The organism is uncultured Roseobacter sp. (assembly GCF_947492555.1).
In the GTDB taxonomy this organism is placed as follows: domain Bacteria; phylum Pseudomonadota; class Alphaproteobacteria; order Rhodobacterales; family Rhodobacteraceae; genus Roseobacter.
In genome coordinates, this window is record NZ_CANLNE010000002.1 from 1,181,001 (window position 1) to 1,206,174 (window position 25,174).

The 25,174-nt window shown below is 60.0% G+C and carries 23 protein-coding genes; 7 read left to right on the forward strand and 16 right to left on the reverse strand.

Translation table 11 applies throughout. The features are described 5' to 3' along the window. Positions 1–6: 6 nt before the first annotated feature. Positions 7–462 carry a universal stress protein gene (locus tag Q1A07_RS12870; RefSeq protein ID WP_299781295.1) on the reverse strand — a complete coding sequence of 152 codons (456 nt, stop codon included), beginning with the start codon at positions 460–462 and terminating at the stop codon, positions 7–9. A 134-nt stretch (positions 463–596) separates the two neighbouring features. Between Q1A07_RS12870 and Q1A07_RS12875 the strand changes: the two genes are divergently transcribed. Beyond that, the gene (locus Q1A07_RS12875) at positions 597–998 is read left to right on the forward strand and encodes a BLUF domain-containing protein (protein ID WP_299781297.1); all 402 of its coding nucleotides are present in this window, start codon (positions 597–599) and stop codon (positions 996–998) included. Here Q1A07_RS12875 and Q1A07_RS12880 read toward each other — a convergent pair. Together Q1A07_RS12880 and Q1A07_RS12885 are read right to left on the reverse strand one after the other, a co-directional pair. Continuing rightward, positions 993–1,859 carry a branched-chain amino acid aminotransferase gene (locus tag Q1A07_RS12880; RefSeq protein ID WP_299781299.1) on the reverse strand — a complete coding sequence of 289 codons (867 nt, stop codon included), beginning with the start codon at positions 1,857–1,859 and terminating at the stop codon, positions 993–995. The genes Q1A07_RS12875 and Q1A07_RS12880 overlap by 6 nt on opposite strands. 55 nt (positions 1,860–1,914) lie before the next feature. Beyond that, on the reverse strand, positions 1,915–2,142 hold the full coding sequence (locus Q1A07_RS12885; RefSeq protein WP_299781301.1) for a hypothetical protein: 228 nt from the start codon (positions 2,140–2,142) through the stop codon (positions 1,915–1,917). A gap of 121 nt (positions 2,143–2,263) precedes the next feature. On the opposite strand from Q1A07_RS12885, the gene Q1A07_RS12890 reads away from it, so the two are divergent. Continuing rightward, positions 2,264–2,974: a M48 family metallopeptidase gene (locus Q1A07_RS12890; RefSeq protein WP_299781303.1), complete on the forward strand. Its 711-nt coding sequence runs from the start codon at positions 2,264–2,266 to the stop codon at positions 2,972–2,974. On the opposite strand, the gene Q1A07_RS12895 is transcribed toward Q1A07_RS12890, so the two are convergent. From Q1A07_RS12895 to rimO, 4 genes are all read right to left on the reverse strand, one after another. Continuing rightward, positions 2,975–3,376: a thiol-disulfide oxidoreductase DCC family protein gene (locus Q1A07_RS12895; RefSeq protein ID WP_299781305.1), complete on the reverse strand. Its 402-nt coding sequence runs from the start codon at positions 3,374–3,376 to the stop codon at positions 2,975–2,977. It abuts the gene before it with no gap. Positions 3,377–3,429: 53 nt separating this feature from the next. Beyond that, complete coding sequence (locus tag Q1A07_RS12900; protein ID WP_299781307.1) at positions 3,430–3,780, reverse strand: hypothetical protein; 351 nt, start codon at positions 3,778–3,780, stop codon at positions 3,430–3,432. A gap of 86 nt (positions 3,781–3,866) precedes the next feature. Further along, a complete protein-coding gene (locus Q1A07_RS12905) occupies positions 3,867–4,109 on the reverse strand; it encodes a CDGSH iron-sulfur domain-containing protein (RefSeq protein ID WP_299781309.1) in 243 nt (80 codons plus the stop codon). 96 nt (positions 4,110–4,205) lie between these two features. Next, complete coding sequence (gene rimO / locus Q1A07_RS12910) at positions 4,206–5,579, reverse strand: 30S ribosomal protein S12 methylthiotransferase RimO (RefSeq protein WP_299781311.1); 1,374 nt, start codon at positions 5,577–5,579, stop codon at positions 4,206–4,208. Positions 5,580–5,645: 66 nt separating this feature from the next. On the opposite strand from rimO, the gene Q1A07_RS12915 reads away from it, so the two are divergent. Then, entirely contained in the window at positions 5,646–7,574 is a 1,929-nt protein-coding gene (locus Q1A07_RS12915; RefSeq protein ID WP_299781313.1) for an AsmA family protein, read from the forward strand. Between the two features lie 154 nt (positions 7,575–7,728). On the opposite strand, the gene kdsA is transcribed toward Q1A07_RS12915, so the two are convergent. The 5 genes from kdsA to Q1A07_RS12940 form a co-directional block, all read right to left on the reverse strand. Beyond that, on the reverse strand, positions 7,729–8,562 hold the full coding sequence (gene kdsA / locus Q1A07_RS12920; RefSeq protein ID WP_299781314.1) for a 3-deoxy-8-phosphooctulonate synthase: 834 nt from the start codon (positions 8,560–8,562) through the stop codon (positions 7,729–7,731). A 1-nt stretch (position 8,563) separates the two neighbouring features. Next, entirely contained in the window at positions 8,564–10,219 is a 1,656-nt protein-coding gene (locus tag Q1A07_RS12925) for a capsule biosynthesis protein (RefSeq protein ID WP_299781315.1), read from the reverse strand. Then, positions 10,197–10,856: an ATP-binding cassette domain-containing protein gene (locus Q1A07_RS12930; protein WP_299781316.1), complete on the reverse strand. Its 660-nt coding sequence runs from the start codon at positions 10,854–10,856 to the stop codon at positions 10,197–10,199. The genes Q1A07_RS12925 and Q1A07_RS12930 overlap by 23 nt, the downstream gene beginning before the upstream one ends. Positions 10,857–11,196: 340 nt before the next feature. Then, positions 11,197–12,225, reverse strand: a complete 1,029-nt coding sequence (locus tag Q1A07_RS12935) for a permease (RefSeq protein WP_299781317.1) — start codon at positions 12,223–12,225, stop codon at positions 11,197–11,199. After that, entirely contained in the window at positions 12,218–12,562 is a 345-nt protein-coding gene (locus tag Q1A07_RS12940) for a metalloregulator ArsR/SmtB family transcription factor (protein ID WP_299781319.1), read from the reverse strand. Before Q1A07_RS12940 ends, Q1A07_RS12935 begins: the two co-directional genes overlap by 8 nt. Before the next feature lie 400 nt (positions 12,563–12,962). Here Q1A07_RS12940 and Q1A07_RS12945 point away from each other — a divergent pair, with 400 nt between their 5' ends. Further along, the gene (locus Q1A07_RS12945) at positions 12,963–13,937 is read left to right on the forward strand and encodes a LysR family transcriptional regulator (RefSeq protein WP_299781321.1); all 975 of its coding nucleotides are present in this window, start codon (positions 12,963–12,965) and stop codon (positions 13,935–13,937) included. A 10-nt stretch (positions 13,938–13,947) separates the two neighbouring features. On the opposite strand, the gene Q1A07_RS12950 is transcribed toward Q1A07_RS12945, so the two are convergent. Beyond that, entirely contained in the window at positions 13,948–14,085 is a 138-nt protein-coding gene (locus Q1A07_RS12950) for a hypothetical protein (protein WP_299781323.1), read from the reverse strand. A gap of 209 nt (positions 14,086–14,294) precedes the next feature. Here Q1A07_RS12950 and Q1A07_RS12955 point away from each other — a divergent pair, with 209 nt between their 5' ends. The 3 genes from Q1A07_RS12955 (at position 14,295) to Q1A07_RS12965 (ending at position 20,673) form a co-directional block, all read left to right on the forward strand. Beyond that, complete coding sequence (locus Q1A07_RS12955; RefSeq protein ID WP_299781325.1) at positions 14,295–17,498, forward strand: CHRD domain-containing protein; 3,204 nt, start codon at positions 14,295–14,297, stop codon at positions 17,496–17,498. Positions 17,499–17,560: 62 nt separating this feature from the next. Then, on the forward strand, positions 17,561–19,306 hold the full coding sequence (locus Q1A07_RS12960; protein ID WP_299781327.1) for a type I secretion system permease/ATPase: 1,746 nt from the start codon (positions 17,561–17,563) through the stop codon (positions 19,304–19,306). Continuing rightward, positions 19,303–20,673, forward strand: coding sequence for an HlyD family type I secretion periplasmic adaptor subunit (locus Q1A07_RS12965; protein WP_299781329.1), 1,371 nt, complete (start codon positions 19,303–19,305; stop codon positions 20,671–20,673). Before Q1A07_RS12960 ends, Q1A07_RS12965 begins: the two co-directional genes overlap by 4 nt. 88 nt (positions 20,674–20,761) lie before the next feature. Here Q1A07_RS12965 and Q1A07_RS12970 read toward each other — a convergent pair whose 3' ends face one another. The 3 genes from Q1A07_RS12970 to Q1A07_RS12980 form a co-directional block, all read right to left on the reverse strand. Next, complete coding sequence (locus tag Q1A07_RS12970) at positions 20,762–21,397, reverse strand: LysE family translocator (RefSeq protein WP_299781331.1); 636 nt, start codon at positions 21,395–21,397, stop codon at positions 20,762–20,764. A 357-nt stretch (positions 21,398–21,754) separates the two neighbouring features. Next, entirely contained in the window at positions 21,755–23,971 is a 2,217-nt protein-coding gene (locus Q1A07_RS12975; protein WP_299781333.1) for a PAS-domain containing protein, read from the reverse strand. Continuing rightward, the gene (locus Q1A07_RS12980) at positions 23,958–25,160 is read right to left on the reverse strand and encodes an FIST N-terminal domain-containing protein (protein WP_299781335.1); all 1,203 of its coding nucleotides are present in this window, start codon (positions 25,158–25,160) and stop codon (positions 23,958–23,960) included. The genes Q1A07_RS12975 and Q1A07_RS12980 overlap by 14 nt, the downstream gene beginning before the upstream one ends. Between the last annotated feature and the right edge of the window lie 14 nt (positions 25,161–25,174).

Genomic DNA, 25,174 nt, shown 5'->3' on the forward strand with positions numbered 1-25,174 from the left:
AAACGCTCAGGTAATCGCCTCAAGCTTTTCCTTGCTCAGGTCGCCGGGCACAATCGTGATCGGAATGGGCAGCGTTCCCGCACTTTTTGTGAGTTGCGTGACCAGCGGGCCTGGGCCCTTCTTGTCGGTCCCTGCACCCAAGACCAATACGCCGATCTCCGGGTCTTCGTGAATCTGCGACAATATCTCATCCACGGGCGGGCCTTCACGGATTACCAGTTCAGGATCAATGCCCTGCCGGTCCCGCATCCATTTGGCGAAAACCTCGTAATGCACTTCGATCCGTTCGCGCGCTTCTTCACGCATCACAGCACCAACGCCGATCCAGTGGTTGAATTCATCCGGCGGAATGACCGAGAGGATTTCGACCCCGCCGCCGGTATTGGCCGCCCGCATCGCCGCAAATCGCATGGCGTTCAGGCATTCGCGACTGTCGTCCAGCACGACAAGAAACTTGCGCATCTTACGATGTCCCCCTTTTTGGCAGATCATGACCTCAGTTTCCGGGCGGCGCAATCGCAATCTCTGTCCGGCTGCCTCTGGACAGAAGGCACGCAAGGCGCAATTCTGGTGGGACAAGCGGAAAGGTCCGGAAAATGTCCGTCTATCAGCTGATCTATACCTCGCGTCCTTTTGGGTACGACCTGAACATGCTGGCCAGTATTCTGGCAACGGCACGGTCCCGAAACGCGCGGGACGACATCACCGGCGCGCTGATCTGTCGGCCGGATGTTTTTCTGCAGCTTCTTGAGGGCCCTCGGTTGAAGGTCGAGGCCACATACGAGCGGATTTGCGCGGATGATCGGCATGTGGAAGTGACATCGCTGGTGTCCGAAGGCGTGCCCGACCGGCTCTTTCCCGATTGGGCGATGAAGCACGACCCTGCGGTGTCTTGGCTCTGGTCGCCGCTGGAGGTGCACATGGGCGCGCTGCATGCGGCCTCCAAACTGGCCATTCGCGAAGTCTTTTTCAGGTCAGCCCAGGACGACCCGTCATAAAGGTTCCGAGGCGGCCCAGTCCCAGTACATCTCGCGCAGCCGTCGCGCCATGGGACCAACCTGATACGTTGTGTCCTCCAGCGCTTTGACCGGCGTGATTTTTGACATGTTCCCGGTCATGAAAACCTCATCCGCGCTGTGGAAATCATCAAACGTCAGCACCTTTTCATGCAGGACAATGCCGTCGGCCTTCATATTCGTGATGTGACGCGCTCGGGTAATTCCGGCAAGGAATGTGCCATTGGCGATCGGGGTAAAGACCTCACCATCCCGCACCATGAAGATGTTGGCTGTGGCCGTTTCCGCGACATTGCCCATCGCATCCGCCACCAGCGCATTGCTGAACCCGCGCGCGCGGACTTCAGCCAGCATCCGCGCGTTGTTGGGGTAAAGGCATCCCGCCTTGGCGTTGACGACATTGTCTTCCATCACCGGGCGGCGGAACCTTGTGAGACCAAGCGTGGCTGCCGCATCCGCCGGCGCCATGGGGATCTGTTCCAGGCTGATCGCGAAACCGGTCTCATCCCTGCGCGGGACAATGGCGGTGTCATCTCCATGGATCGCCCAATACATCGGGCGGATATAGACAGCATCCCCAGCCCCGTAGTTTTTTAGGCCCTCGCGGACGATTTCGACCATGTCTTCGGTGCTGACCGTCGGCTTGATCATCAACGCCTCGGCAGAGCGGTTGACCCGCGCGCAATGCGGCACCAGGTCCGGCGCGCGACCCGCAAAGAACCGCGCACCATCAAAGACCGTCGTGCCCAGCCAGGCGCCATGATCAGCCGCCTGCATCACCGGCACATCGCCCCTGTGCCAGCGACCGTCGAAATAGGTGTGAATGTTGGTGCCGACGCTCATTTATTGGTCTCCGGGAGAGGGGCCAGAGGGAATTCGCAGCCCGTTTTGGTCAGGGTTACTCGGCGCGGTAGACGCCTTCCGGCAGGTTCAGCGCTGCCGTCAGATCGCGCCACTGTTCAGGGGACAGCGTGATGGAAACGGTGCGGTCCGTGCGTGGGTCGTATTGGTTCAGCAGAATGGCGCTCTCCGTCGCATGCACGCTCACGTCTTCCTGCAAGGGTGCTTTGCCATCATCCACAAGGGTCACGACCGTCGCGTCGAATTCGTGTTCGATTGTAAACATGGGGTCAGACTACGGGTTGCGACGCGCGATGCAAGGGGGACAAAGCTGTGTGATCGGACTGGTCGCCGGGAGTGAAGGTGCTAAGATACACGGCAGTAACAAGCGCGGAGAGAGTCACCCCATGCGATGGAAGCCGATAGCCACAATCATTGCCGCAATGGTGCTCGCTGGGTGCGAGGTGACAACAACGTCCGGGCCAACCGGACCCACGGCACCCGCTGCCGGACAAAGCGGTACGATTAACCGCGCGTCGGTGCAAAGCTTTGGCCAAGTGGTGCGCACTGTCGAACCTGTGGCGGAGCGGGAGTGCCGGGCGCGTACGTCACGTGTGAATTGTGACTTCAAGATCGTCGTCGACAGCAGACCGAACCAGCCTCCCAACGCGTTCCAAACACTGGATAAATCCGGGCGACCCATTATCGCTTTCACGCAGGCGCTTATCGCGGATGCACGCAATGTCGATGAACTGGCGTTCGTGATGGGGCATGAGGCGGCGCACCACATTGCAGGCCATATCGCACGACAGCAGCAAAATGCGGTTGCAGGTGCCGTCATCGCGGGCAGTCTGGCGGTTCTCCTGGGCGGCACCGGCGAAGCGGTAGAGTCAGCGCAACGGACAGGTGCAAGGGTCGGCGCGCGGACCTATTCCAAGGATTTCGAATTGGAAGCGGATGCATTGGGCACCATCATTACCGCGCGGGCCGGGTACGATCCCCTGCGCGGGGCGCAGTTCTTCAGCCGCATTCCGGACCCGGGCGATCGCTTTCTCGGCACCCATCCGCCGAACAGTCAGCGGATTGAGACTGTGCGCAGAACAGCGGCAGGATTGTAATCACTGTTTGGAATGGCGTCCGGCATCTGTCGCCGCGCTTTCACTTTGACGCTTCACATGGCGTTGGTAGAGAAGCGGCGCAAGAATCCTGTCGTATGCCCAATTCGCCAGGAAGAAAACGACCGGTAGTCGCACAAAACGAGCCAGCCATCGATATCCGGGCAAGCCCTCCCAGAGCGCGATGAACGCCGGAACACCGATGTGAGTCCGGCCGTCTTTACGCACGTGCAGGCGCCGCGCGGCGTCAGCCGCATCTACGCCCCATGTCCGCAAGTTTTCCGCATCCGCCAGATCATCATAGCGGTGCGGCAAGTCGCGCGCGGTGCTGAGACGCCGATAGTGCGCAATTTCGCGGCTGCAGACCGGGCAAGTGCCGTTGTAGAGAATATCCGTTTTGCTCATGGCCGGGAGCTAGATCGCTCCCATGATGTGTCCAGACGCCTGATTGTCGCAGACTAGCGCGGCTTGTTGCCGTCAATCCATTTCGACATCATGCCCTTGTCCCGAAAGCACTCTCGCGGGATATCACGACGCTTGATCCGGGCGATCCTTTCCGCAAACGCAACCTGTTTGGAGGACGGGTAGTTCGCAAACCGGCCACCTGGAGCCCTGGTCTTATGGGCATCGATCCAGGCGGAAAGCGCGGCGCGATCGCCAGACAATCCCTGCGGCAGCGCTGTTCCGGTTCTTTGGGCAATCGCCTGTGCGTATTGCAGCTGCTTTTCCGTGGCTGCCAGAGTGTTTATGGCAGGACGCGCACCCTGTCCGGGTGCGAAAAGCCCGGGAATCTGGGGTTCAAAAGACATGGGATGCTCCCCCTTAACAGTTCCATTAATAAATAGAACATATGGAGAACATTTTCAAGCCCAAGGCTAAATTGGCCCTTGCATCGTCACAGTTTGGAATGCGTTCCATCGCAGAGAGGTGCGGTTTTGGTCGCCTTGCAGCCGCAGAAAAACAGGGTTTTGTCCGCCTGCGCCTCATACTTCATGGGCGAGAAGGCACTGTCCTTGTGCGAGCCATCACAAAAAGGCTGTTTCGAAGATTGGCCGCATGTGCACCAGAAGTAGGTTTTCCCGGCGCTCACTTCGACGCGGTAGGGCGATTTCTGGGCGATCTTCGGCGTATCGGTCATATGGTTGCTTTCTCTGGCGCAAAGACTGTGGCTTGATCAGCGTGTGAGGTAGAGCATAGCGCACTGTCGCAGATCGACCAACGGACAGGATTGCTGTCAGGTTATCAACCGGCCCCAGAGATCGTATTCGCCGGCTTCGTCGACCTCGACCATTACGATATCGCCAAGGGACAAGCCCTCAAACCCTTCATCGATGAACAGGTTTCCGTCGATCTCCGGCGCATCCGCCCTGGTTCGGCAGGTGGCCGCCTCGTCGTCGATTTCATCAATGATAACCTCAAGCCGCTGCCCGACCTTGGCCGCCAGTTTCGCCTCAGAAATTGTCTGTGCCGTGGCCATGAAGCGTTCCCAGCGGTCCTGCTTCACCTCCTCGGGCACATGATCCGGCAGCGCATTTGATCGCGCGCCGTCAACATTTTCGTATTGAAAGCATCCGACGCGGTCGAGCTGCGCCTCGTCCATCCAATCCAGCAGAGTCTGAAACTCGGCCTCGGTTTCGCCGGGGTAGCCAACGATGAAGGTCGACCGCAGGGTCAGTTCGGGGCAGATGTCGCGCCACGCTGCGATTTCGTCAAGCGTGCGCGCAGCGGCTGCCGGGCGGGCCATTCGGCGCAGCACATCCGGATGCGCGTGCTGAAACGGGATGTCCAGATAGGGCAGCACCAGACCATCCGCCATCAGCGGGATCAATTGGCGCACATGCGGGTAGGGATAGACGTAGTGCAGCCGTACCCAGGCTCCCAGGCTCCCCAGATCCCGCGCCAGATCCGTGATGTGTGCCCGATGCCCGCGATCCGTTGCATGTTTGATGTCCACGCCATAGGCGGAGGTGTCCTGCGAGATGACCAGCAGCTCCTTGACGCCGCTTTCTACCAGCTTTTCCGCCTCGCGCAGCACCGCATGGGCGGGGCGGGATTGCAGCTTGCCGCGCATGTCGGGGATGATGCAGAACTTGCACTTGTGATTGCAGCCCTCGGAAATCTTCAGGTAGCTGAAGTGCCGTGGTGTCAGGCTGACCCCGGAGGCGGGTAGCAGATCGACAAATGGATCGGGGCTGGGCGGTACCGCGTCGTGCACGGCATCCAACACCTGTTCGTATTGATGCGGCCCGGTCACGGCCAGCACGCTCGGGTGCGTGCCTGTGATGTATTCAGGCTCGGCGCCCAGACAGCCGGTGACAATCACCCGCCCGTTTTCCTGCAGCGCTTCGCCGATGGCTGTCAGGCTTTCGGCCTTCGCGCTGTCGAGAAAGCCGCAGGTGTTCACGATCACCGCGTTTGCCCCGGCGTAATCGGGTGAAATCCCGTAACCTTCCGCGCGCAGGCGGGTCAGAATACGTTCGCTGTCGACAAGTGCCTTTGGACACCCGAGACTGACCATGCCGATGGTCGGCTGTCCGGGGCGTGCAGGGTCCTGCAACCGTGCCTTTGGCGCGAGATCGGGGCGCAGATTGGGTGGGTTTGTGCTCATGACTTGCGCTATAGTGGAAGTGAGGAGCCCCGAAAAGGGCTGGTGGATCAGAGTAAAGGTGTTGTCATGAAATGGATCTTCCGTCTGTTGGGGCTGGTCGTCCTGATTGTCGTGGTGGGCGTTGTCTCGATTTTCTTTTTGCCGGCGGACCGGGTGGCACGTATCGCGGCAGAGCAATTGCGCGGCGTGACCGGGCGGGATGTGTCGATCACGGGCGATGTGGCGCTGACGTTCTGGCCGGTGCTGGGGGTGCGTGCGGGCGGTCTGGAAGTGGGTAATGCTGACTGGGCGGATCAGGGCCCGATGCTGCAGGCCGCAAACGCGGCCATTGGTGTGGATGCCATGGCGCTATTACAGGGTGAGATTCGTATCACCAATATCGAGGCGGAAAGCCCGACGATTCGGCTGGAGCAGCGGGCGGATGGCCGCGCAAGCTGGCAATTCACCGATGCAAGCGGTGCGGCCCAGATCGAGACTGAAACCGCGCCCGGTAGGCCCGCCCGTCCGATCAGCATTGAGCGGCTGAAAGTAACGGATGCGCGGCTGATCTATGATGCTGAGGGCAGTGATCTTGTTTCTTACGAAGGGGTTGATCTGACCCTCGACTGGCCGGAACGGCTGGGCCCTGCCGAGATTGCCGCCGTCTTGCGGCCCACCGGTGACCCGGTGACGGTTGATGCGGTTATCGACGGTTTTGCGGGTTTCATCACCGGCGACACGCAGACTTTCCGCGCCAGTGTGGACGCCGATGTGGGGACGCTTTCGTTTGACGGGCGCGGTAGTACCACCGGGGCCGTTGCCGGCACGTTGACCTTGAAAACCAGCAATACGGGCGCTTTCTTGCAAGTGCTTGGGTTGCCCGGCGCGGAACTACCTGAAAATCTGGGTCGAAGCATTGATCTCAGCACGGCGTTGACCCTGACGCCCGATCGCCAACTGGCATTGAGGGACGTCGTTGCAGAGTTGGGCAAAAACCGAATTACCGGAGCTGCTGACATTGGGCTGAACGGTGTGCCGCAGGTTAATGCGCAACTGAATTTGGGCGTGTTTGATCTGAGTTCCGGTGCCGCGCCTGAAACCGGCGGTGGTGATGGCGGCGCTGGGGCTGGCGGCAACGCCGGCAGCGGTTGGCCGAAAACACCCATCGACGCAAGCGGGCTTGCCGCGTTCAACGGCGAGATTGTATTGACGGCGCAGAGCATCGATCTGGGTCAGTTCAAGCTCGGAGCGACACGGGCGCTCTTGCGCAATGATCGGTCGCGCATGGTATTCGATTTGCGGGATGTGGCCGCCTACGGTGGCAACCTGAGCGGTGAGTTTGTCATCAACAACCGATCCGGCCTGTCCGTGGGGGGCAGCCTTGCGGCTCAATCCATCCAGATGCAGTCGTTGCTGAGGGATGCCGCTGACTTGGACCGGCTGACCGGCCAAGGCAATGCGCGGCTGTCGTTTCTCGGAGCAGGGGCCTCGGTGGATGCGATCATGCGGTCTCTGTCGGGGGATGGCTCCGTTCAGATCGGGCGGGGCACGATCCTCGGGATTGACCTGGACCGGCTCATGCGGTCGGGAGACTCCAGCGGCGGGACCACCGTTTTCGATAGCCTTGGCGGGACATGGTCAATCGCCTCGGGCGTGCTGAGCAACAGTGATCTCTTGCTGCAGCTGAAAAACTATCGGGCAACTGGCGAAGGTGTTGTGGGGCTGGGCGCGCAGACAGTGGACTATACCGTCACACCTATCGCGCTGCGGGCCAACAGCGGGCAGGGCGTGTCGATCCCTGTGCGCTTCACCGGGCCGTGGTCGGACGTCTCCATCAGACCGGACCTCGAGGCCGCCTTTGAGGCTGAGATCGGTGCAAAAACCGATGAGTTGGAAAATAGGGCCAAGGAAAAACTGAACGAACGCTTGGGCATTTCGGGACAGGACGGACAATCGACGGAGGACGCGGTGAAGGATAAGGTCAAGGAAAAGCTTTTGCGCAAGCTCTTCGACTGAACGGGGCGAACTGGGCTGATTCGCATCGGGCGTTTGGGTTGGCGTGGCTGCAATACAGGGGTGGCCTGAAAGCCCACCCTACCTGCTAAATCGCGGTCACGACCGGCAGGTAAGGTGGGCTTTCAGGCCACCTTAGGCGCAAGAGGTGACACCGTTAGAGCGTCAGAGGGTTCGCCTTTGACAGCCGGTCGAAAGCCATTAGCGTTTCAATGAGTTTTGGCATCTGGTCGAGGTAGATCATGTTCGGCCCATCGCAGGGTGCGTTGTCCGGATCCTGATGCGTTTCCATGAAAACGGCACCTACGCCAACGGCGACGGCTGCGCGTGCCATGACCGGGGCGAATTCACGCTGACCGCCAGAGGAGCCGCCGCGCCCGCCCGGCTGCTGGACCGAGTGCGTGGCGTCCATTACCACCGGATAGCCCGTCTGCGCCATTTGTGGTATGGAGCGCATATCCACGACCAGCGTATTGTAGCCAAAGGTCGTGCCACGCTCGGTCAGCAAAATGCGCCGATTGCCGGTGGATTCGATCTTGGTGACGATGTTGTCCATTTCCCAGGGAGCCAGAAACTGACCCTTTTTCACGTTGATCGCAGCACCGGTGTTGCCTGCGGCCAACAGCATGTCGGTCTGACGGCAGAGAAAGGCGGGGATCTGGATGATATCCACAGCCTCGGCGGCGATGGCGCATTGCGCCTCGGAATGTACGTCAGTGATGACCGGCACACCGTTGGCCTTGCCGACGGACTGCAGAACCTTGAGCCCCTCGTCGATCCCCATACCGCGCGCGCCGTCAAGAGATGTGCGGTTGGCTTTGTCATAAGAGGCCTTGAAGACATATTGCGCGCCGGCTGCCACACAAGCCTCTTTCATCACCCCGGCAATCATCTGCGCGTGATCTGCGCTTTCCAGCTGGCAGGGGCCCGCGATCACGGTCAGCGGGCGGTCATTGCCGATCGTCAGATCGCCGACGGAAACATGCGTCATATCAGGAGGTCACCTGTTCACGGAGAATGGAAGCAGTCAAAGAGACCATCAGATATACACCTGCAAAGATCAAGAAGGCCACCAGCGTGTTCTCAAACTTTCGCGGGTAGCTTGGCTCCTCCGAGGCCAGAGGTTTCACGCTCACGGTCAGGTAGCGCACCTGCCGATTTGCCTCCATGCGCGTCTGCTCCATTTGTTGCAACGCAGATTGCAACAACATGTCCCGCGTCGCAAGATCTGCCTGTGCCATCTGGATACGCACGTTGAGCTGAGCGAGAGAGTTCTCGCCCTGACTTGCATCCGTCATCCGTGCATTAAGCTCATCAAGCTGTTCATTGAGCCGCCGTACGTCGCCACGCGCGCCATCGACGCGGGACTGGTTCGGACGTGCATTATCGAGCAGCGCCGCCAGCTGCAGTTCCTTTTCAAGCAGTTGCAGTTCCACCTGATTGATTTGTCCGCGCAGCCCGGCGATGACCGCTTGCGGATCGAGCGTGTCACCCTGCAACTGCAAGGTGACCAGCGCTTCCTGCGCCTCTCGGCGTTCGGTTTCGGCATTTTCAAAGCTTGTCTGCGCCTCGGCCATCTGGTCGCCGCGCTTCTTCTGGCTTAGATTATTTACACGGTCTTCGGCGTAGTCGATCAAGGCCTGGCTCATATTCGCGCTGACATTGGGATCAGCCGCAATCACCTCCATGCGCAAAACACCTTCGGTCGGATCGTACCCGACTTTCACGTTTTTCTTATAGGTTTTGTAGGCCTGCTCGTTTGAGGGGTTCTCGGCCAAGCGCTGGACCGGATCGATATCGGCTGCCGAGAAATGCGACTTGAATCCGACATCTGAATCGAGACGCAGCATGGCATCCTTGGACTGCAGATAGGATTGAACTGCGATGCTATCCTGCGAAGTGGCGAACTGTGTGCCAGACAACAGGCCGCCAATGGCGCTGCCACCTGCACTGTCTGCCTGAAGGATCAGGAATTCCGATTTCGTCGAGTACATTGGCGTGGCGACCGCATAGAAGTACCAGCCCGCAATCACCGTCGGCAGCATCACAAAAAATGCCAATCGTGCGAGCAGCATGCCCATCTTGCGGCGGCGGCGGCGCGTAATGTCCTGCTGAATTTCAGAGATTTGCCGATCACGCATCTCAGCCGGGCTGAGGTGTTCAGTCGATGGCAGGGTTTCACGGTCTACCGGCATTGTTTGGGGCAGTTGAATGCGCCCGGACTTCTTGTTCTCATCGTTTTGTTTGCCTTCGGTCCCGGTTTCCTGCGTGGGATCGTTCGGGTTCTTGGGCACCACGAGTTCCAGCATGTTCGACCGTTGGAAAGGATCAATGCCACGTGCACGCAACAGGCGGACCGCGTCGAAATCCGACGTGGGTGCCAACCCGTTTTTATGCGCCACGCGCCGTGCCATGCGCAGCTGCCGGCCTGTCAGCCCTTCGCGGCGGATGGCATCCAGCTCCAGCGCCACGTTCTCGGTGTTGGTGTCAGCCGACGCGGCCGGCTTCTGCGATTGCGCCTTGGCTTCTTGTTCCTCAGCTGCAGTTTCCGGTGCCAGAGGACGATCCGCAGGATTGGCGTCCTTCGCGCTCAACCCCGGTGACGTCCGCTTGATGCGGAATTTTCTAGCTGTCGGTTTCGTAGTCATAAAGCCGTTTCGCTTCTTCCAGTGTGTCGAACATATGGAGCTGACCGTTCAACAGCACTGCTGCTGATCGGGCGAACTTCTCGAGCGTACGTGCCTGATGCGACACGATGATAATGGTGGTGGTTTGCAGGCGCTCCTGCAGGATTTCCCCTGCCTTGCGATTGAATTCTACATCCGTGGTGCCGGGCATACCCTCGTCGATCAGGTACATGTCGAAATCAAGCGCGAGCATCAGCGCAAAGGAAAACCGTGCGCGCATGCCTGCCGAATAGGTGCCGATGGGCTGGTCGAAATACTCACCCAACCCGCAGAGCCAGCGACAAAAGCTTTCGACATAATCCGGATCAAGCCCGTAAAGCCGTGCAATGTATCGGGCGTTCTCCATCGCGGAGACCTTGGTCACCACTCCGCCCATGAAACCCAGGGGAAAGGAGATGTTGCAGCCACGCCTGATTTCACCCTCGTCGGGTTTCTCAAGACCTGCAATCATGTTGATCAAAGTGGTTTTGCCGGTACCATTCGGGGCCAGTACGCCCAGCGAGTTGCCTAGTTCAACTTTGAACGACACCCGGTCCAGGATCACCTTGTGTTGGGACCCGGTCCAAAATGATTTTGACACGTTCTCGAAAGACAGCATCACTGCTCCGGTTGCTCTGACCGCGTAACGGGTCTGCCTGTTTTCTGTACTCAGACTTTGTCAACGGATTATCTACCGTGTTTGGCATAATTATGTCTTAATTGGAAACAAAAGTGCAATTGTAACGGTGGGGCACGGAGGCAAAGACCGGCGGTAATTCGCCGCCGTGTCTTCATTGCCGCAGCGCATGACGGCCTATAGTTGTGTGAACCTGATTGCCTCATGTATCGCGCGAGTTTCACTGCAAAGCAGTTGCATTCTTCCACATCGCTCACCCCACTGGCGCGCCTTGCTAACGCCACAAGACAACGCGCGCCTGGTCGCGAAGTCCTATTTATCGTCAGGCGATGGCCTGCCAAGCCATGCCCGCCAAGACCGCACCAACCAGGGCGTAAGAGAGGTAGGCCGCGAATACCCGTGGCTTGACCAATGCCCAGACTGCAATAGCCGCCGGGATACTGCTCACCCCGCCAGCAATCACAAAGGACATCGCGGCACCCGGTGCCATACCCTGTGCCAGCAGGGCGTCGATCAGTGGCACGGCAGCATAGCCGTTCAGGTAGGCGGGTGCCCCCACCAGAGCGCCGAGGAAAATGGGCCAGATGCCGGTGCCACCCAGAACGTTGGCGATCAACTCGGCGGGCACATAGGCCAGCATCATCGCTTCGATCACGTAGGCCAATGTCAACCACTTTAACAAGAACATGCCGTTTTCGATTGTGGTCTCGCGGAAAGTGCGTGTGCGATCCGGCTCTTGCCAGAACTGCCACAGGGGCGCACCGCTAAAGGGTTTCTTGGCCCCGCAGCATCCGCCAACAGCAGGCCGTTCCCGCAGCGGATCAGCAAAGACAGGGGAATTGGCGAACAGCATGGTGCCAAAGCCGCCCAGGATGCCCAGCCCGACGGCGGAGAATGCCTTGGCCACCGCAAACTCCCACCCCAGTGTCCCGGAGGTGATGGCAAACATGGCCGGGTCCATCAGCGGCGAGGCCAGCCAGAACGCCATGACAGCACCCAAGGGCGCGCCTACGGCTAATAGTGCCGCGATGAAGGGGATAACCTCGCAGCTACAGAATGGGGAAAGCCCACCAAGCAAGGCAGCCATGACGATCATTCGGGCCTGATTGCCGGAAAAGGCCTTTGCAAGCAGAGTCTCTGCGCCAGATGCCTTCAGATAGGCGACGGCAAACACGGCAAAGAGAATGAAAGGTGTCGTGTGCAGTAGTGCATTGGTGGCAAAGACCACAGTCGGCACAAACTCGGACCCGTCGAAAACGGCAACCAGCGCCAGAAGGACTAAGGTTGCTCCCCAAGCACTGGGACGTGGGAGGCGTCTCGACAATATCTGTGAGTTTGTCGTGTCAGCCATGATCATGGTCTCCGCTTGGGGTGGTGCTGTCAGCGCAGCATTCGTTCAGCAAGAATTGCGACAGCGTTTGCAAGTCGGCATAGGCAACGGCAGCGCAGATGATGCTGCGCCCTTGCTTTGCCTGCGTAACAAGCCCCGCCGAGTTCAGGATTTTCATGTGATGTGTGAGCGTCGACCCGGTTACACCGGTCCTGTTGCCCAGCTCGCCAATGCTCAGCCCTTCCGGGCCGGCCCGTACCAATGTGCGCAACACGCTCAGCCGCTGCTCGGAGCCAAGGGCCGCAAACTGCGCTGCCGCCACTGTCAGGTCGGGGGTATCCTGTGCTTTCATTTTCATGATTCTAGAAATAGTGAAATAATTCACGTGCCGCAAGCATTACTTCGATAAATATCGAAATAAGATGTCGACCCAGGCATGCGCGCAACAAGATATCTGTCTTCCAGACGCTTGATGGGTTTGAAAGGGAGTTATGTCTTACGGGTTTCTTCTGGGCATCTTTGACCCGGTGTCGCGTTCTCGGGATCAGTTTTGTTTCAACTGGTTGCCGAAAATCACACGGTGTTTCACGAAGAAGAGATGTTGGTCAATACGCGTTGATTGTGTCCCTCGATACCGACAAGATTTAGGGAGCGGGTGAAGGCGGGGCGCGACATCGGGCTCTTCCATGCCCGATCGGGAACCTCGACCGTGGCCTGATAAGAGTGACCATCACGACCGCAAAAGGGCGACATATCGCATGAACCTGAGAGACCTCCAATACGTCATCGCCGTGGCGGAGCATCATAACTTCACCCGCGCGTCCCAGGCCGTGGCGGTCAGCCAGCCAGCGCTTTCAAACCAGATTAAAAAGCTCGAATCCGAATTGGGTGTCCCCATTTTCGAGCGCAGCAAGGATGGTGTGCATCTGACCGCGTTTGGGAAGGATCTGATTGCGCAAGCCAGGCAGGTTGTCGAAATCGTCAACAACATTGGCGATCTTGCGCGCAAGCATCAGACAACTGAACTCGCGCCCATCCGTCTGGGTATGACCCCGACTTTGGCCGCCTATCTGTCGCTCTATTTTCGGGATGTGTTTGCGCAGGCCGCGCCGGGTCGAAAGATCATCGTTGTCGAAGAGTATCCTGTGGCGCTCGCCAAAATGGTCGAGGACCGCGTGATCGACATGGCTTTTATCGCGCGCAAGAGCTTTGATCACATTTATCGCGGGTCAAAACGGCCCACGGATTTCACATCGCTGTGGCTTGAGCCGCTCTATCTCGGGGTGCGATCCGGTCATCCTTTGAGCCGCAAAACCAGCATCTGGGCGCATGAGGTTCCTGCCGAGCAGTTGATCCGGTTCGATATCTCCTTTGGATATGATCTGGAGAGCAACCTGCCCGATCCCTCCGATACGGTTGCGGAGGAGACCGGGATTGATGTGAAAACGGCGCGCTTTGAGACGGTGTGCCGCTACGTGGCGCAAAGTGATGCCTGCACGATGGTTAACGCCATCGCGGCAGAGCAGTTCAAACGCGATGGGTTTGGTCTGGCCTTCATCCCGTTTGATGACGAAGGCAACATGCGGGAACTCGGGGCGTTGACCAGACCTCAATATCCCAATCCGGACATCATCGACGCGCTGGGCAGGTACGTCTGTGAGAACCCGCCACATGGCACCATCGCCTCCCGCAATGCGGATGTGGTCCGAACACCGGTTTCTTCCGGTACCTGAACACCTGAACTTACAGTTGATGACTGCGATCCGCGCGCGCGTGCTGGGCGCGCTGGTTCATTTGTATCCGGCGCAGACCATTGCTGTTTGCGATCAGATTGGCCTGTTCCGGATCACTTACGCCGACATTCTTGTGAGGCAGCGTCATCGAATAAAACGCCGACCTCATCGTGGATTTTTAAATAACTGTAATTAATGAATTTTATTAATACCTGGCTCGCGAACCACGTGAGTATTTGCCTTAGTTATGCCCCCTATTCGATCAAAGAATTTCTAAAACCTGAGGGTCACAGGCACCTGATTGAGCAGCGGAGGACACATCATCCGCCTAACGCAACTCAACCATGGAGCTCCCCAATGCTTTCCGAATTTCTAGCAAGTTTGCGGGCCAGACTGCTGACAACATCGTCGCTTGCGCAAGAGACGGCGCGTGACGGTCAAACACTGACAAACGGCTTTTTTCAAAGCACAGTGGTCGACAACACGCCCGCCTTTATTCTCGACAATGATTTTGCACGTTTCCTGAATTTTGGTCAGGTCGAAACAAACAACGCGGCTGCCGCCGTCGCGGTGACCGGCGAGGACGCGCAGGTCTTCAACTTCCGTTCCGGCAGCATCGAGGCCAATTCCGGCCCGGACGCGCTGGCCACCGGCATTCAGGTGACCGGCAGCGCCGCGATCCGCAATTTCGGCGAGATCGCTGGCGACTTTAATGGCGTCCAGTTTGCGGGCGCGGGCAGCTCCGGGTCGCTGGACAACTTTCGCGGCGGTGTGATCTCTTCCGACAGCCGGGCGGTGGATATCCAGGGTGAGGGCGTCAGCCTCCGCAACTTTGGCGACATCCTTGGCACCGGCGATCAGCGTAACGGCACCATCTACAGTGATGCGGGCGCCGAAGACGTCTCGATCAGCAACTTCTCCGGCGGCACCATCGACGCAGGGGCCGGCAACAACGGTGCAGGCATCTCGCTGCAAGTTGGCGATGAAGCGGGCGACCGTGTGGAAAACACGATCTTCAACGGCTTTGGCGCGACCATTCAGGGGCGCGGGCAGGCGGCTGCCAACACACCCGGCGCGGGCGATGGTATCCGCATCAACAATGGCGCCGAGGGCACCGTCTCCGAGACGGACATTGTCAACAGCGGTCTGATCTCTTCCGAGAGCAATCAGGGCACAGCCGGTGGTATCCGCGTGGCCGACGGTGTTGCGGCCGAAGGGCGCATCCTGAACACCTCGACCGGCACCATCGAAGGCGTGCGCAATGGTCTGTATATCGGCAACGCCGAACATGATCTGGACGTCCTGAACTTTGGCACGATCCAGTCGGACAGCCGCGCGGTCAACATCGATGGTTCGGGCGTTGATCTGATCAACGGCGGTGACATTCTGGGCACCGGGGATCAGCGTAACGGGACCGTCTATGCCGATGACACCGCGCGCGATTTCTCCATCAACAACCTCGCGAATGGCGCAATCGATGCAGGCGCGGGCAATGACGGCGCGGGTATCTCGCTCTCGCTGGCCGAAGACGGCAATGGCGATGTGGAGATCACCAATGCAGGCACCATCGCCGGGCGCGGTCAGGCCTCGGCTGCTGCAGGTACGGCAGGTGATGGTATCCGCCTGGAAGGCGTGCGCGGCGAGGCTGGCTTTGCAGCTGCCCTCTTTGACGGCACGATCAGCAACGCGGGGACAGTGACCTCCGAGAGCCTCGTGGGCACAACCGGTGCGTTCCGCGCCGTAAACGGTGTCAATTTCCAGGGTGAATTGGTCAACGAAGCCAGCGGCGTCTTTGCCGGGGGGCAAAACGGCGTCTACTTCGGCACCGGCGATCACACGGGCGGTTCGTTCGTCAACCGGGGTCTCGTGACTTCTGACAGCCGTGCACTGAACATCGACGGTGAAGGCCTTGATGTCCGGAACGAGGGCGCAATCCTTGGCACGGGCAACCAGCGCAACGGCACCGTCTACGCAGATGGCACTGCCGACAACTATACCTTCACCAACACCGGCCTTGTGGACGCGGGTGACGGCAACAACGGCTCCGCCGTGTCGCTGCAAACCGGTGACGTGGATGGAGATGTCGTCTCGGCAGCCATCTTCAACGAAGGGATCTTCCAGGGGCGCGGCGACGCCACGGAAGGCAATCAGGTGGGCGACGGTTTGCGGCTCTTCAGCAATCAGGAAGACGCAAGCTTTGCCGGGCTGGTGCAGAACGACGGGCTGATCGCCGGATCGGAAGACAGCGACGCGGCTGCCGGTATCCGGATCGACGGTGGCCTGAACATCCTTGGCGCGATCATCAACGAAGGCGAAATCACCGGTCAGGTGAACGCCATCGACGCCACCGAAGGCGGCTCAGTCACTTTCGTCAATGACGACGCAGGTGTTGTAAATGGTAATGTGTTACTGAGTGCCGGAGACGACATCGTTGTAGACCTCGGTCAGATCAACGGTGTCGTCAATGGCGGCGCGGGGGATGACGTGCTGATCGCCGGTCAGGGTGACAACGTGATCGTCGGCGGCCTTGGCAATGACTTCATCGACGGGGGCGACGGTTTCGATACGGTCGATTTCTCCGACCTTGATGTCGCGGTCAATGTGAACCTCGGCCCCAATGGCAACGGCACGGCGACGCGGGATACCGGGTTCAACGTGCGGGTCACCGATCAGTCGGTCTCGGCCCCCGGTCAGTTCGGGTCGGCCATCGCCAATGGTGCGCAGTTCGTCGAACAGGCGGTTGCAGGCAACCTTTACTTCAACATCCACACGGCAGAATTCCCGGGCGGCGAAATCCGCGGGCAGTTGCTGGTCGATAGCGATGTGACGGTTGGCGATTTCCGCACCATCACCCTCTCGGGGGGGCTGGACGCAAGCCAGGAGCCGGGGCCGACATCGGACAGTATAGCCACTGGCGAAAGCTCTCTGGTCATCGTGCAGCAAGTGCATACCGGCGCGGTCACCTACTCCAGCGAGTTGAGCGTAGTGGGTCTGAACGAGGCCGATCTGCAGACGCCGATCCCCGGTGTGGTCTCGGCCATCCATCTGCACAATGCGCCAGCCGGTCAGAACGGGCCTGTGGTGCAGGACACGCTGGTGGACGCAGGCGCGACCCTCGATGTGATCGAACCGATCTCGCCCACCGGGGTGGTTGGTGACGATGTCATCGAAAACCAGATCGAAACCGATGTTCTCAGCTCCATTGAGAACGTGATCGGCTCGGACGACGCTGATGTCATCATCGGCTCGGATGGGGCCAACGTGCTGCAGGGCGGTGCCGGAGACGACCTGCTGAGCGGTGAGGGTGGCAATGACATCCTGATCGGTGGCGAAGGCGCGGACATCTTCGTCTTTGAACCCGGCGATGGGACCGACCTGATCCTCGGCTTCGAACTGGGTATCGACAAGATCCGCCTCACCGATTTCGGGCCCGACTTCGATCTGTCCTCGGCTGTGTCCCAAGACGGCGCAGACGCGGTTCTGTCCTTCTCCTCCGACGCCTCCGTGCGGTTCGAAGGCATCGACAGCACCCAACTGACCGAAGACGATTTCATCGCCTGATGACATCCAACGGGGCGGCGGCACTGGCCGCCGCCCTTTCACCCTGAAAAGAGATCACCCCCATGTTTCAGAAAAAATCCACCGTCAAATCAGCCTGGTCCTCCCTGCGAGGCGGCTTTTCCGCAATCGCTTTCTTCAGCCTTGTTTTGAACCTTCTCATGCTCGCCGGTCCCCTCTACATGCTACAGGTCTATGACCGCGTGCTGACCAGCCAGAACATGGACACGCTCATCGCGCTCAGCCTTCTTCTGGCGGGCGTTTTCATCGTGACCGGCCTGCTCGACCTGATGCGCACGCGCATCCTCAACCGCCTCGGGGCCCGGTTCGAGCTGAAAATCGGCGCACCCGTCCTGCAATCCGCCATCCGCCGCCGTCTGCACGGCAAGGCCGCGGTAGGTGACAGCCCAGCCGCCGACATCACCGGCCTGCGTGATTTCATCTCCGGCTCCACATTGATCGCGTTCTTTGACGCGCCCTGGATTCCGATTTACCTCGGCGTGCTCTACATGCTGCACCCTTATCTCGGCGCCCTGGGTCTTGCCGGCGCGGTGCTCCTTACAATTCTGGCCCTGATCAACAACACGCGCGCCTCTGGCGTGATGCAGGATGCATCCCACGCGCGCAGCAGGTCCGACGCCTTGTTCACCTCCAGTGAGCAAAACGCAGAGCTTGTCCAAGCAATGGGTATGACTGGTGATCTCGCCCGGCGCTGGACGGCTCTGCACCATGATGCGCACCGTCTGAAAACCCGTGTCAGTGACCGGATCGCCAGCTTTTCGGTGCTGTCCAAGACGATCCGGATGGGGCTGCAATCGGCCATGCTGGGGCTAGGTGCCGCCCTTGCCATCACCGGCGACGCCACTGCCGGTGTCATGATCGCCGCGACCATCGTACTGGCGCGCGCGCTGGCCCCCATCGATCAGCTGATTGGCCAGTGGCGCACCTTTCTGGCAGCGCGCGGGTCCTACAAGAACCTCGCCGCGCTGAGCGAGGCATTTCCGCAAGAGCTCAAACGTCTGGCCTTGCCGCGCCCGCAAATCTCCGTCAACGCCACCATTGCGCAGGCGGGGCCGCCTCTGGCCCAGAACGCCACCATTGGCGGCATCGACTTTGCGCTGTCGGCGGGTGATGTTCTGGCCGTGATCGGCCACAGCGGGTCCGGCAAATCCACGCTGGCGAAAATGCTGGCGGGGATCTGGATGCCCCAGCGCGGCGCCATCCGTCTGGACGGCACGCCAATGGCGAAATGGGACGCCGGAGATCTGGGGCAGCTGATCGGATACCTGCCGCAGGATGTGCAGCTCTTTGACGGCACGATCCGCGAAAACATCGCGCGCTTTTCCACAACCATTGACGACACCAAGGTGTTGAAGGCGGCGGTTGCTGCGGATGTGCACGATCTGATCAGCAATCTGCCGGATGGCTATGCCACGCAGATCGGCAATGGCTTCCACCTTTCGGGCGGTCAACGGCAGCGAATTGCTCTGGCGCGGGCGCTCTATGATGATCCGTTTGTCCTGGTGCTGGATGAGCCGAACTCCGATCTCGACAGTCAGGGGGAACTGGCGCTACGCAATGCCATCCGCGGGGCCAGCGCCCGGGGGGCCATCACCTTTGTGATGACGCACCGGCCCAGCACGCTCGAAGCGGTCAACAAGGTCCTGACCCTGAACAAGGGCATGCAGAGCGGTTTTGGCGACAAGGAAGACATCCTGCGCCCAAGACAACAGCCCGTCATGACCAGCAAACAGAACCCACAGCTTGCCGCGCGCAAGGATCAGCAGCTTCAGAAAGGAGCGGTTCAATGACCTCTCACCTTCCAACGCACCCCGCCCAGACTGTTCTTCGGCTCGAAGACTATAACCGCATCGAAGACCGCGCCAACGGGGCGGGGATCAAGGGATTTGTTTTCGCAGGCCTGATCGTCGTGACCGGTTTCATCGGGGGCGCGGCCTATTGGGCGGCGACCTCCAAGCTCGACGGTGCCGTTGTCGCACCCGCCTCTCTGGTGGTGGAAGGCAATCGCAAGACGGTGGAGCATCTGGACGGCGGTATCGTGCGCGACATCCTTGTGACGGATGGCGATCTGGTCGAGGCGGGCCAGATCCTCCTGGAACTGGACAGCACGGATCTCGATGTCGATCTGGACGTCATTCAAAGCCAGTTGGGCGATCTGATGATCCGCCGCGCGCGCTTGCTGGCGCAGCTTGAGGGAGCGGATACATTTGGCCCGACCTATGTGTCGGAGACGCTCAGGGTCGCAATGCAACGGGCCGATTGGCAGGACGCCTATCAGACGCAAAAGCTGCTCTTCGATGCGGAAATGCGGACCCGCAGGGCCGAGAAGGATTTGCTGGCCCAGCGGATCGCCAACTTGCAGGATCAGATGTCTGGTCTGCGCGCGCAGCGACAATCTAACACCCGCCAGTTGGAGATCACGCGGGAGGAGCTTGGCAATCTTGAAACGCTGCTTGAAAAGGGCCTTGTGGCAGCTGCCCGTGTGAACGCCCGCCGTGTCGAGGTTGAGCGCCTGAAAGGCGTGGATGCCTCCTTGCAGACGCAGGAGGCGCAGGCCCGAAACCAGATCAGTGAATTGCAGCTGACAGGCATCGGTGAACAGACACAGCGCGATGAGGCGGCTTCGACGGAACTCGCGCAGGTCGAAGGGCTGCTGGCGACGCTGGAGCCGCAGTATGTCGGTGCCACGGAACGCCTGAAACGGGTGGCCATCACCGCGCCGGTCAGCGGGCGTGTTGTCGGGATGACGGTCTTTACCGCGGGCGGCGTGATCCGGCCCGGCGCACCCATCCTCGATATCGTGCCTGTGGATCAACCGCTGGTGGTGGAGGCGCGGGTCAACACGGCGGATATTGAAAAGCTCTTTGTCGGGCAATCAACTCGCGTGCGGCTGTCGGGTTTTGATCAGGCGGAAATTCCCGAGGCCACGGGCAGGATCGTCGATATTTCCGCTGACAGTCTGGAGGACGACCGCACCGGCCAAGCCTACTATACGGCGCGGGTCACATTCGACAGTGCCCAACCTGCGGCAGTTGCCGAACTGGATCTGGTGCCGGGCATGCCCGCTGACCTCTTTGTCAACACGGGCGAACGGTCTGCGCTCAGCTATCTGACCCAACCCCTTCAGGACAGGCTGGCACGCACGTTCATTGAATAGAACGGCGTACAAGTGGAATGGCAGAGCGCGCTGTGACGTGCGCTCTGCCTGAGGATTTAGAGGGTGCCGAGAAGGCCGCAAATATGGTTCAGGAGCCCGCCGTGTCGCGCATGCTCTTGAGGCCCAGCAGAATGGCCGCGCCGATCAGGAACGCCCCGCCGATGCGGCCGATTGCGACCTGCGCCTTGCCCTTCAGGCGCTTGGCAAGCCAGCCAGCACTTGCCCCGTAGCCCAGCAGGAAAGATCCGTCGATGGCGATGTATGTCGCAGAGAGGATGAAGAGCTGCAGGAAAAACGGCTGGTCTGCGGTGATGAATTGCGGGAAGAGGGCCGCAAAGAACACCACGGCCTTTGGGTTGGCTGCGGAGGTCACGAAACCCTGAAGCCAGAGTTTGCGCGGCGACGCTGAGATGTTGGATTTCATCGATCGTGAACCTTTGCCCGCAGTGCGCCACATCCGGATGCCCATCCAGAGCAGATAGGCGACCCCCATCCATTTGATGACCGTCAGCGCATGTTGTGACGCTACAATTATCGCGGCCAGCCCCAACCCGGCAGCCAGCATCTGCAGGGCATTTGCGCTCAGATCACCGATGGCCGTCGCGATGGAGGGTCTGAACCCATGCGTCATGCTGTTTGACAGCATCAGCAAATGGCTTGGGCCGGGTGTCAGCATGAAAAGGAACACGGTCGTGACATATAGGGCCCAAATATCAAAACTCATCCGACGTCTCCTTCTGAATCATTACCCCGTCACTACCAAGGTTCAGCATCGTCATGGTAGTGACTGGACGGCCTATATGAAATCTGGCCGCTGCCACCCAATCAGCGGCCCGTGCCGGCACCATACGTGATTGAAAGATATTTCGTACGAAAAAAAGTTTCTGGGGACAGGTTTGGCCATCTGAAACGAGGTGCCTTTGCCTGTTTGCGCCACCAATTGGTGGTCCCGGATCGCCGGTGTCATGACTTTGGGACACGGCATACTTCACTTGGTACAGCACGCGCCCAGCGGGATAGTGGTCCCCGCGCCCGCCGAAGAGCGCTGGGCACAAGGCTGAAAGATCGTGTTATCGGTGCTTCAGGACGCGCTACTGGTCAACTCACGGGCCCGGTCAGACAGGTGGCCCCACAGGCGGTCGCGGTCGACGGGCTTGGACATAAGGGGCAGGCCGAGCGTTTTGCACGTCTGACGCAGCTCACGCGTGCGATCAGCAGAGACAATCGCCGCCGAGATCGGCCCGTAGGTCTTCGTGATCTCTTGGTAAAGCGCGGTGCCAGTGTTGCCCTTGTCCAACTGGTAATCGAACAAAAACGCATCGGGAATAAGCTGAATGGCATGCATGAGGGTCATCGCTTCATCCGCGCTATGCGCGTGGATGACCTCGCCGCCCATATCCTCAACGACAAGCGACAGTGCACCCGCAAAGGCCGGATCGTTCTCCACCAGCAGAACGAGTAGCCCGTTGAGGTCTTGCGGGGTTGTATCTCCTGACCCGGCACGCTTGGCGTCATGCGGCAGGGCGGCGGTGTCGATGGGCACGTTGAGGGAAAAGCAGCTGCCGCTGCCCGGTTTCGACCACAGGCCCAGCTCGTGCCCCAATCCCTTGCAGGCGCGTTCCACGATGGCAAGACCCAGGCCCAGCCCGCCGTCGGCAGGGTCGGGGTTGAGACGGCTGAATTCCTGAAAAATCTGTTCCTGATCCGCTTCCGCAATGCCGCACCCGGTGTCCCAAACCTCGATCCGGGCCGAGGTGCCGCTGCGCCGCACGCCAAGCAGGACGCGACCCTTATCCGTATAGCGCATCGCGTTGGAGAGCAGGTTCTGCACAATGCGCCGCAGGTAGGCCGGATCGCTGCGCACCGTCAGCGAACTGTCGAGAATATCCAGCGCGATGCCCTTGGCCGCAGCCGTGGCGGCCAATTCGTCGCGCAGTGGCGCCAGAATATCCGATATACGGATGGCCTGGACCTTGAACACCGCCTTGCCCGCGTCGAGCTTCGAGATGTCCAGCAGCGCCTCGATGATCTGCTGCGCGCCATTCAGTGCAGTTTCGGTTTTACCAATCACGTCCTGCGCGTCACTGCTGGTTACCTTGTCCGCGAGCGAAGAGACAAAGAGCTTGGCGGCTGACAGCGGTTGCAGCAGGTCATGGCTGGCGGCGGCAACAAACCGGGATTTCGAGGCATTGGCCCGTTCCGCTTCGGCCAGGGCCACGCCAAGCTCCTGCGTCCGGTCCCGCACCCGGCGTTCAAGCTGCTCGTTCATCTCGAAAAGCGCGCGGGCGGCTTCGCGTTCCGCCGTCACATCCGTGAAGCTGATCACGAATCCATGGTCCGGCATTTCCTGCGCAAAAACGCTGTAGATGCGGCCATCTTCACGGCGAATTTCAAAGGCAATGGGCGGGCGGCCGTTGGCGCGGTTGGCCCAGCTGCGCAGGCGTTCGGCATCCACCTTGTCGGTAAAGACCAGCTGATCACGCAGCCGGTTGATCAGGTAGGAGAAGTTCATGCCAAGGGTGACGCGCGGTTTGGACAGGGCCAGAAACCCATCCATCTTGCTGTTCCAGCCCACCAGCGTGCGGTTGCGGTCAAAGATGCAGACGCCTTGATTGAGGTGGTCGAGCGTGGCCTGCAGGATGCGGGCCTGTTCGTCGCGCAGCTTGTCGCGTTCCTGCCGTTCCAACTGGATGATGTCGGACACATCTGTTTGCAGAATGACCGTACCACCGCCGGATGTGCGGTGTTCGCTGACCTGCAGCCAGCGGTCACGCAGCAGGCTGACATTAAAAACGACGTGCGGGTCGCGGTGATGGTCAAGGCGCCGCTGGGCCCAATCCTCGGGGGTCTGGTTCTTGGGCAGCGACAGAAACCGGCTTTCGGAGACCAGCGAGACGTAGTCTTCAAACGGCAGGCCAGCGCTCAGGCCGGGCACGATGTCCAGCAGGTCCTGACAAAACCGGCTGTTGAAGAGGACAAGCCGGTCATCGGTGTCAAAGAGGGCAAAGCCTTCGTCGATGGTCTCGATGGCCTCGGCGAGGTTGGACCGTGCGGTTTCGGTCTCCGCGCGAGCCACTTCCAAGCGTGCATTGGAATCCTGCAAAAGATCCAGCGTGCGTTCCAGATCACGGGTCCGCTCGCGCACCTGGCTTTCCAGCAGCGCCGCGCGTTCGAACTGCCGGTAGGCAAGACCAGATTCCTCGCTTTTCTGCTCCACCCGGCGCATCAGCGATTGCGCGATCACCAGCAGTTTCTCGTTCTGTTTCTCGACCGTATCGGCGGGGTTAATCAGCGACATGCGTTGTTTCATCCGCATCGGCCGGGTAGAAGGCCACCCCGCTCATGGTGTGATTGACATGCAGCGGGCCGATCTGTTCGCCATAGGTGGAGAACCCGATCACATTGTGCCGCGACAGCACGTCGGACATGGCGCGGACGATCTGCGATTGCTCCGCCTCGATCCGGCGCAGGATACAGTCACAGCCGATGATGTCGCTCGGGGCGTTTTCCGTGGAGAGTTCCTGCAGTTTGCGTTCCAGATGGGTGACCATATTCTCCGGACGGGCAACGGTCAGCACCATGCCCTCATCAACGGCAGAGAAGAACACAAGATCGCCGTCTTCCGTGACCTGCTGGATGGCGCGGACATGATGCGCGTCACCGATCCGCACCACCACCGGATGAGCGGCAAAGGTAAAGCGGTCCAGCTGTTCGGGGTCCTTGCCGACGATCCGGGCATATTCACGGGCGGCGGGTTCCGCGTTGATGGCGCGGACGATGCGGCGGGCGGGGTCGGCCTCTGTCACCACCATCTGTTCGCCGGTGGGTACCAAATGATCGAGGCTGAAGACCTTGGTGCGCAGCCGTGTGCGCACCAGTGTCAGCACGGCGGCGTTTTCGGCGACGCGCCCGTTCAGGCCCACAAGTGTCTGGCGGAAATCGGTGCCGTCCCCCGCAGAGCCGCCAAAGATCTGCGTATCCCCCAGCGCCGGAGCAATCGTGGCGCTGAGCGTGTCTTCACTCAACGACAAACCGTCAACCACCAGAAACCCGAAGCTGTGTGGGAGCCTGGACGCGCGCTGCTGCAGCCCCATGCGCTCCAGCGTGATCTGATCCACAAGCGCCTGCGCGTCCAGATCATCAACGTTTTCGATCAGGATGGAGCAGGAGGCGAAATCCTCTGCCGGAAAGGCGATGGCGACAATCGTGCCCTCGTCATATCCGGCACCGGTGATTTCACCCGCCGTCGTGCAGGCGACCACATCCGTGTCGGGATACACCCGCCGGGCTTCGGCGACCACATCCTGAAAATCGGCGAGCGGCGTGGCCATGATCGAGATGAAGCTGAAGGGCCCCGGCCCGAGCACCTCGTGCAGTGCAGCCACAGGCGACGTGTTGGACCAACACACCTGTGCGGTCCTGAGTGCACAACTCTCGTCAGGCTGCACTGGGTCGGCGGAATCCGCAAAACCAGCGTTGGCATTCATGTGTGTAACTCTCC

What these genes read in the sequence shown, in the direction of transcription:
- Q1A07_RS12870 (WP_299781295.1), bottom strand. Translation starts at nt 462, where the DNA reads ATGCGCAAGTTTCTTGTCGTGCTGGACGACAGTCGCGAATGCCTGAAC.
- Q1A07_RS12875 (WP_299781297.1), top strand. Translation starts at nt 597, where the DNA reads ATGTCCGTCTATCAGCTGATCTATACCTCGCGTCCTTTTGGGTACGAC.
- Q1A07_RS12880 (WP_299781299.1), bottom strand. Translation starts at nt 1,859, where the DNA reads ATGAGCGTCGGCACCAACATTCACACCTATTTCGACGGTCGCTGGCAC.
- Q1A07_RS12885 (WP_299781301.1), bottom strand. Translation starts at nt 2,142, where the DNA reads ATGTTTACAATCGAACACGAATTCGACGCGACGGTCGTGACCCTTGTG.
- Q1A07_RS12890 (WP_299781303.1), top strand. Translation starts at nt 2,264, where the DNA reads ATGCGATGGAAGCCGATAGCCACAATCATTGCCGCAATGGTGCTCGCT.
- Q1A07_RS12895 (WP_299781305.1), bottom strand. Translation starts at nt 3,376, where the DNA reads ATGAGCAAAACGGATATTCTCTACAACGGCACTTGCCCGGTCTGCAGC.
- Q1A07_RS12900 (WP_299781307.1), bottom strand. Translation starts at nt 3,780, where the DNA reads ATGTCTTTTGAACCCCAGATTCCCGGGCTTTTCGCACCCGGACAGGGT.
- Q1A07_RS12905 (WP_299781309.1), bottom strand. Translation starts at nt 4,109, where the DNA reads ATGACCGATACGCCGAAGATCGCCCAGAAATCGCCCTACCGCGTCGAA.
- rimO (WP_299781311.1), bottom strand. Translation starts at nt 5,579, where the DNA reads ATGAGCACAAACCCACCCAATCTGCGCCCCGATCTCGCGCCAAAGGCA.
- Q1A07_RS12915 (WP_299781313.1), top strand. Translation starts at nt 5,646, where the DNA reads ATGAAATGGATCTTCCGTCTGTTGGGGCTGGTCGTCCTGATTGTCGTG.
- kdsA (WP_299781314.1), bottom strand. Translation starts at nt 8,562, where the DNA reads ATGACGCATGTTTCCGTCGGCGATCTGACGATCGGCAATGACCGCCCG.
- Q1A07_RS12925 (WP_299781315.1), bottom strand. Translation starts at nt 10,219, where the DNA reads ATGACTACGAAACCGACAGCTAGAAAATTCCGCATCAAGCGGACGTCA.
- Q1A07_RS12930 (WP_299781316.1), bottom strand. Translation starts at nt 10,856, where the DNA reads ATGCTGTCTTTCGAGAACGTGTCAAAATCATTTTGGACCGGGTCCCAA.
- Q1A07_RS12935 (WP_299781317.1), bottom strand. Translation starts at nt 12,225, where the DNA reads ATGGCTGACACGACAAACTCACAGATATTGTCGAGACGCCTCCCACGT.
- Q1A07_RS12940 (WP_299781319.1), bottom strand. Translation starts at nt 12,562, where the DNA reads ATGAAAATGAAAGCACAGGATACCCCCGACCTGACAGTGGCGGCAGCG.
- Q1A07_RS12945 (WP_299781321.1), top strand. Translation starts at nt 12,963, where the DNA reads ATGAACCTGAGAGACCTCCAATACGTCATCGCCGTGGCGGAGCATCAT.
- Q1A07_RS12950 (WP_299781323.1), bottom strand. Translation starts at nt 14,085, where the DNA reads ATGACGCTGCCTCACAAGAATGTCGGCGTAAGTGATCCGGAACAGGCC.
- Q1A07_RS12955 (WP_299781325.1), top strand. Translation starts at nt 14,295, where the DNA reads ATGCTTTCCGAATTTCTAGCAAGTTTGCGGGCCAGACTGCTGACAACA.
- Q1A07_RS12960 (WP_299781327.1), top strand. Translation starts at nt 17,561, where the DNA reads ATGTTTCAGAAAAAATCCACCGTCAAATCAGCCTGGTCCTCCCTGCGA.
- Q1A07_RS12965 (WP_299781329.1), top strand. Translation starts at nt 19,303, where the DNA reads ATGACCTCTCACCTTCCAACGCACCCCGCCCAGACTGTTCTTCGGCTC.
- Q1A07_RS12970 (WP_299781331.1), bottom strand. Translation starts at nt 21,397, where the DNA reads ATGAGTTTTGATATTTGGGCCCTATATGTCACGACCGTGTTCCTTTTC.
- Q1A07_RS12975 (WP_299781333.1), bottom strand. Translation starts at nt 23,971, where the DNA reads ATGTCGCTGATTAACCCCGCCGATACGGTCGAGAAACAGAACGAGAAA.
- Q1A07_RS12980 (WP_299781335.1), bottom strand. Translation starts at nt 25,160, where the DNA reads ATGAATGCCAACGCTGGTTTTGCGGATTCCGCCGACCCAGTGCAGCCT.